Source organism: Streptomyces sp. NPDC051555 (assembly GCF_044454405.1).
Classification (GTDB): Bacteria; Actinomycetota; Actinomycetes; order Streptomycetales; family Streptomycetaceae; genus Streptomyces.
On the sequence record NZ_JBITDP010000024.1, the window covers coordinates 1 to 5,634 of the forward strand.

5 protein-coding genes are annotated in these 5,634 nt (G+C 72.8%); 3 read left to right on the forward strand and 2 right to left on the reverse strand.

Going from position 1 to position 5,634, the window contains the following annotated elements:
• Nucleotides 1-147 precede the first annotated feature (147 nt).
• The 3 genes from ACIBEA_RS34690 to ACIBEA_RS34700 all read left to right on the forward strand — a co-directional run bounded on the left by ACIBEA_RS34690 (nucleotide 148) and on the right by ACIBEA_RS34700 (nucleotide 2,524).
• Entirely contained in the window at nucleotides 148-630 is a 483-nt protein-coding gene (locus ACIBEA_RS34690) for a hypothetical protein (RefSeq protein WP_399267168.1), read from the forward strand.
• Between the two features lie 124 nt (nucleotides 631-754).
• Nucleotides 755-1,330 carry a hypothetical protein gene (locus ACIBEA_RS34695; protein ID WP_399267169.1) on the forward strand — a complete coding sequence of 192 codons (576 nt, stop codon included), beginning with the start codon at nucleotides 755-757 and terminating at the stop codon, nucleotides 1,328-1,330.
• A gap of 147 nt (nucleotides 1,331-1,477) precedes the next feature.
• Nucleotides 1,478-2,524 carry a serine/threonine-protein kinase gene (locus tag ACIBEA_RS34700; protein ID WP_399267170.1) on the forward strand — a complete coding sequence of 349 codons (1,047 nt, stop codon included), beginning with the start codon at nucleotides 1,478-1,480 and terminating at the stop codon, nucleotides 2,522-2,524.
• Between the two features lie 29 nt (nucleotides 2,525-2,553).
• On the opposite strand, the gene ACIBEA_RS34705 is transcribed toward ACIBEA_RS34700, so the two are convergent.
• Both ACIBEA_RS34705 and ACIBEA_RS34710 read right to left on the reverse strand, forming a co-directional pair.
• Complete coding sequence (locus ACIBEA_RS34705; RefSeq protein WP_399267171.1) at nucleotides 2,554-2,790, reverse strand: response regulator transcription factor; 237 nt, start codon at nucleotides 2,788-2,790, stop codon at nucleotides 2,554-2,556.
• A 240-nt stretch (nucleotides 2,791-3,030) separates the two neighbouring features.
• Nucleotides 3,031-5,484 (reverse strand): SpoIIE family protein phosphatase, encoded by a 2,454-nt coding sequence (locus ACIBEA_RS34710; RefSeq protein WP_399267172.1) that lies wholly within the window; start codon nucleotides 5,482-5,484, stop codon nucleotides 3,031-3,033.
• Nucleotides 5,485-5,634: the final 150 nt, after the last annotated feature.

The following is a 5,634-nucleotide window of genomic DNA, read 5'->3' on the forward strand; positions in this document are numbered from 1 at the left end:
ACAAAATATTACTCCCCCCCCAACTTGTGCGGTTTTCCGTTGGGGGGGGGGCCCCCCCCCCCCCCACCCCACCCCCCCAGTCGTTCGAAATCCCGCAGTACCTCACCTCACTGAAACTCACCGAAACTCACCGAAGTGGAGAACCCCATGTTCACGAGCTCCTGGCAGCGTCCGCTGGTCCTGGCGGCGGCCTCCCTGGCCTTCGTCACCGGCACGGCGTGCGCCGCGCAAGCAGCGCAGTCCCACGCTCCCGCGGGTGTCGTCTCCTCGGTCTCGGCCGGACAGCCCGCCCACTGCACGGGCGGCGCGGGCGGCGAGGGCGGCGAAGGGGGTCAGGGCGGTCAGGGTGGCCAGGGCGGACAGCCCGGTCAGCCGGGTCAGCCGGGCAAGTCCGGCACGGCCGGTTGCTTCCGGTTCGAGGACCTGCCCGACAAGCCGAAGGCGGAGCTGACGGTGGTGGACCGGGTGCGCATCGTCGTGACCCTTCTGGCCGACGACACCGACGCCACGAAGGAGAAGATCGCCAAGAAGTACGAGATCTCGACCGAGCAGCTGGACACCTGGAAGAAGAACTACCTCGAAGGCGACTGGTTCGCCCTGACGGCAGGAACCTTCCCCGCCGCTCCGTAGGACGAGTGGAGCGAAGCGGAAGGGTTCATGGAACGAGGCCGGCGGGCCGACAGCGGGGCAGCGGACGATGCGGGCCCGAACGGTCGGTGGCCGGCCCCACCATTTCTCGGCTAGGGAGAATCTCATGCGTGCACGTTCTTGGAAGTTCAGTCTCGGTTTCGTCATCTCGACCACGGTGATCGGCGTCGGCGCGATGGTGCCCGCGGCCACCGCCGCCAGCGCGGCCCCCGCGATGAGCGTCCAGGCGGCCTCCACCACCAGCCACCGCCACGTCCCCTCTCCCGGGGGCGGCGGCAACGGGTCGGGCCTCGGCAGCCGGATCGGCGGCAAGGTCCAGGTGGGCAACGGCAGCGTCCGCGTCGGTGACAAGGTGTGCGCGGGCAACTGCAACGGAACGGTCAACGGCAGCCAGGGCGGCAGCGGCGGTGTCTGCGTCGGGCTCTGCAACGGCAGCGCCAACGGCGGCACCGGTAATCAGGGTGGCACGGGCGGCAACGGCAGCCAGGGCGGGAACGGCGGGGTCTGCGTCGGGCAGTGCAGCGGCAGCGTCAACGGGGGCAACGGCGGCAACGGTGGGGCCGCGCCGGCCGGCGGCGACGGAGGCAACGGAGGCAAGGGCGGCAACGGCGGCATCTGCGTCGGTACCGGCTGCGAGAGCAGCGGCCAGGGCGGCCGCGGCGGCGACGGCGGCGAAGGCTGACCGCCCGGGGGGTGCGGGGCCCGAGGCGCGTCCGGTGATCACCGGACGCGCCTCGTGATCGTTCGCACTAGACTTTTCGTGTCCGGAAGAAGGGCCCAGGCGACGACTGCGCAGCCGAGTCGGTCGGCCGGGAGCGGGAGGCGCCTGATGGGCACGGCATCGCATCGGATCTTCTATACGGGTCGGCCCTCCGGCCTGATCGGGCAGGAGATCGCGGGCTACCGGATCGAGCGGTTGATCGGCCGGGGCGGCATGGCCGTCGTCTACTGCGCCAAGGACCTGCGCCTGGACCGGATGGTCGCGCTGAAGCTGATCGCCCCGGAGCGCGTGCGCGACGAGGTCTTCCGCCGCCGCTTCACCCACGAGTCCCGGGTGGCCGCGCGGATCGACCACCCCCACATCGTGCCGATCTTCGAAGCCGGTGACACGGACGGCGTGCTGTACATCGCGATGCGCTACGTCGTGGGTCCGGACCTGAGGGTCCTGCTGGACCGCGAGGGCCCGCTCCCCGTGACGACGGCCGTGCGCATCGCCGCCCAGGTGGCCTCCGCCCTCGACGCGGCCCATGACCACGAACTGGTGCACCGGGACGTCAAGCCGGCCAACATCCTGGTCGCCGCCGGCACCGACAGCGACCACCCGGAACACGTCTACCTCACGGACTTCGGCCTGACGAAGAAGGCGCTGGCGGTGAGCGGCTTCACCACCGCCGGCGAGTTCGTGGGCACGCTCGACTACATGGCACCGGAGCAGATCGCCGGCCGCCCGGTGGACGGCCGGTGCGACCAGTACAGCCTCGGGTGCGTCGTGTACGAGTCCCTCGTCGGTGGCCCGCCCTTCGTGCGCGACGACGCCCCGGCACTGCTGTGGGCGCACCAGTACGACCAGCCGCCCCCCTTGACGGAGAAGCGGCCGGACATCGCCCCGGCGGCCGCCGAGGTCCTGGCGAAGGCCCTGGCCAAGGTCCCGGAGGACCGGTACGGCTCCTGCCTGGAATTCGTGGCGGCGCTGCGGGCGGCCGCCGCCACGAACGGCGCCGCGGTCGGGAAGGGCGCCGCGACGCACGTCGACCGGACATCCCTGTCGGATGCCCGGTCTCTCGGTCGGTCTCAGGATCGCGCGGCGCCACCGGAGCCTCCCGGTTGGGCGCTGCCGGTCTTCGTCGGCCCGTCCCGCGGGTGGTGGAGCGCGTAGGTCGTAGGGGGATCAGGGGGTACGGCCGGTCACAGGCCCAGGGAGACGGCGAGCCGGACCATTTCCGCCGTGGTGTTGATGCCCAGCTTGGTCCGGATGCGGCGCAGGTAGGCGTCGACCGTGTGCCTGGAGAGTCCCATGGAACGGGCCGTCTGCACGTAGGTGCACCCGGCGGCGATGTGGCGCAGCGCCTCCTGCTCACGGGGAGCGAGAACGGTGGCGGTGGTGGTGGCTTCGACCTGCGGTATGGAGAGTGTGAGGCTCATGGGACTTCCTCCGACACATCGGCTCGGTCATCGCTGCTCACACCCTCGGAAGCAGGGGACTCATCCGTGTTTGCGGATGTATGTCCCTGTTAAAGAGCTTGTCGGTGGGACTTCATGGAGGTGTCCGTCGACTGTCACAGGCGTGTCACAGGCAACGCCGACACGCATAGTGCGGGAACCATCGCGGTAGGGCCGTGGATCCGCCCCCGCACGGGCGAGGGGTGGGCCACGCCCCCCGCATCACCCGATGAGGGACTGCTCGGCCCAGATGGTCTTGCCGACGGGGGTGTGGCGGGTGCCCCAGCGTTGGGCGAGCTGGGCCACCAGCAGGAGGCCGCGTCCGCCCTCGTCGAAGATCCGGGCGCGCCGCATGTGCGGGGCCGTACCGCTCGCGTCCGAGACCTCGCAGATCAGGGACGTGTCCTCGTGGATCAGTCGCAGCTGGATGGGCGGCTCGCCGTAGCGGATGGCATTGGTCACCAGCTCGCTGACCACGAGCTCGGTGACGAAGGCGGCGTCGTCGAGGCCCCAGGCCGTCAACTGGTCGGTGGCGTCGCGCCGGGCCTGGCCGACGATGGACGGGTCCGGCGGGACGTCCCAGACGACCACCTTGTCGGCGTGCAGCGCCCTGGTCCGGGCGACGAGCAGGGCGACGTCGTCGTCCGGAGGATGGGTCAACAACGTGGTCAGGACCCGGTCGCAGACCGCGTCCAGGGTGGCGGCCGGCCGGACGAGGGCCGTGAACATGCTGTCCAGCGCCTCGTCGATGTCGTGGTCACGGGCCTGGAGCAGGCCGTCGGTGTACAGGGCCAGGATGCTCCACTCCGGCAGCTCCACCTCGACGGTCTCGAAGGGCAGGCCCCCCAGACCCAGCGGTGGCCCGGCCGGGACGTCCAGGAGGTACGCGGAGCCCTCCGGGGAGATCACCACGGGTGGCGGGTGCCCCGCCCGCGCGGCCGTGCAGCGGCGGGTGATCGGGTCGTAGACCACGTACAGACAGGTGGTGCCGATCCCCCCGGCGGTCTCCTCGCCGTCCCGGTCGGCCTCGTCGGCGGACAGGTGGATGACGAGGTCGTCGAGATGGGTGAGCAGCTCGTCGGGCGGCAGGTCGACGTCGGCCAGGGTGCGTACGGCGGTGCGCAGCCGGCCCATCGTGGCGGAGGCGCGGATGCCGTGCCCGACCACGTCGCCCACGACCAGGGCCACCCGCGCCCCCGAGAGCGGGATCACGTCGAACCAGTCGCCACCCAGACCGGCCTCGCCACCGGCGGGCAGGTAGCGGGAGGCGGTCTCCAGCGCGGAGTGCGCGGGCAGCGAACGCGGGAGCATGCTGCGCTGGAGCATCATCGTGGAGGTGTGCTCCCGGGGGTGCCGGGGCGCGTTGCGGATGCTGCTCGCCGCCTTGTTCGTCAGCTCCTCGGCCAGCCAGAGGTCCTTCGGCCGGAAGGGCTCCGGGCGCCGGTGGCGGCCGAAGAGGGCCACCCCGAGGGTGGTGCCCTGCGCCCGCAGCGGCACCACCATCATCGAGTGGGCGCCGTATTCGGCGATCCAGGCGGCTCCGGGGTCCTGGGTCGCCCCGCGGGCGACGCCCGGGTCCGCCGTCCCGTACACCGCTCCGCGGCCCGCGGCCAGACAGTCCGCGGGAGGGGAGAACGGCGGATGCGTGGTCCGCTCGCCGACCGACACCCGGGACTCCGGGTGCCCGCGCAGGACCGATCGCTCAGCGGTACGGCGCACGGTGACCGGCGTCGCCGCGGCGTGCGCCGACGGTCCGTTGCCGCGGGGGAGGGGGTCCAGCAGGTCGACGAACGCGAAGTCGGCGAGCCGTGGGACGGCGACCTCCAGCAGCTCCTGTGCGGTACGGGCACTGTCCTGGGTGGTGCCGATGCGGGCGACGGCCAGGACCGCGTCGTCCGGTACGAGCGGCTGCGGCTGGTCGCCCTCGGACCCGGCCGCGTGCTGCGCCGCCATGGAGACCGCGCGCACCCGGCCGTCCGGGTCGCGCAGCGGAGCCAGCGAGGTCGCCCAGCCGTGCTCGGGCTCCGTACCCGCGGGGTGGACGAAGGCGTCGACGTACTGCGGTTCGCCGGTCTCCAGCACCAGGCGCATCGTGCGTCCGGTCGCGTCGCTCACCGGGTCGGGCACGATGTCGGACAGGCGCAGCCCGCGCATCTCGGCCTCGGTGAGGGACAGCGCGCGCTCCATGCCCGTGTTCGCCCGTACCAGCCGCAGGTCCTCGTCGAAGATCGCGAGGGGGAAGGGGGATTGGGTGAAGGCCCATTCGCTCAGCGGCCCGTTCCGGGGCGCCCGGGCGGCCTCGCCGGCCACCGCGGAGACCACGAACCACCTGGTGGGACCGTCGCGGGAGGTCCGGCGGTGCGCGAGCAGGGCCTGTTCCAGCCGTCGGCCGTCCCGGTGCCGCAGGGTGACGGTCCCGCTCCACCGCTCCGGGCCGGGCGCAATCGCGCGGGCGACCTCGTCGACACCATCGGCGAGCAGGTGCGCGGCGGGCAGCCCGACGACCTCGGAGGACGCGTAACCGAGCAGCAGGGCGGCGTCCTCGCTCCACTCGGTGACGATGCCGAGCTCGCTGATGGTGGCCGTGGCCGTGCCCCTGTACACCGGCTCGGGCGAGGTGTTCGGCTCCGCCGACTGCGCCGGCCGCTCACCGGGAGGGGTGGGAAGTTGCTCCATCGACGCTCATCTCGCCCTCGCTAGTCCTGCGCCGCGGTGCCGTGGGGGGGGCCCCCCCCCCCCCCCCCGGCCCCGGCCCCCCCGGCCCCCCCCGCCGGCGGGGGGCCGGGGCCCCACCCCCGGCCCGGCCTGGGGGGGGGGGGGGCGCGC

What these genes read in the sequence shown, in the direction of transcription:
- ACIBEA_RS34690 (WP_399267168.1), top strand. Translation starts at nt 148, where the DNA reads ATGTTCACGAGCTCCTGGCAGCGTCCGCTGGTCCTGGCGGCGGCCTCC.
- ACIBEA_RS34695 (WP_399267169.1), top strand. Translation starts at nt 755, where the DNA reads ATGCGTGCACGTTCTTGGAAGTTCAGTCTCGGTTTCGTCATCTCGACC.
- ACIBEA_RS34700 (WP_399267170.1), top strand. Translation starts at nt 1,478, where the DNA reads ATGGGCACGGCATCGCATCGGATCTTCTATACGGGTCGGCCCTCCGGC.
- ACIBEA_RS34705 (WP_399267171.1), bottom strand. Translation starts at nt 2,790, where the DNA reads ATGAGCCTCACACTCTCCATACCGCAGGTCGAAGCCACCACCACCGCC.
- ACIBEA_RS34710 (WP_399267172.1), bottom strand. Translation starts at nt 5,484, where the DNA reads ATGGAGCAACTTCCCACCCCTCCCGGTGAGCGGCCGGCGCAGTCGGCG.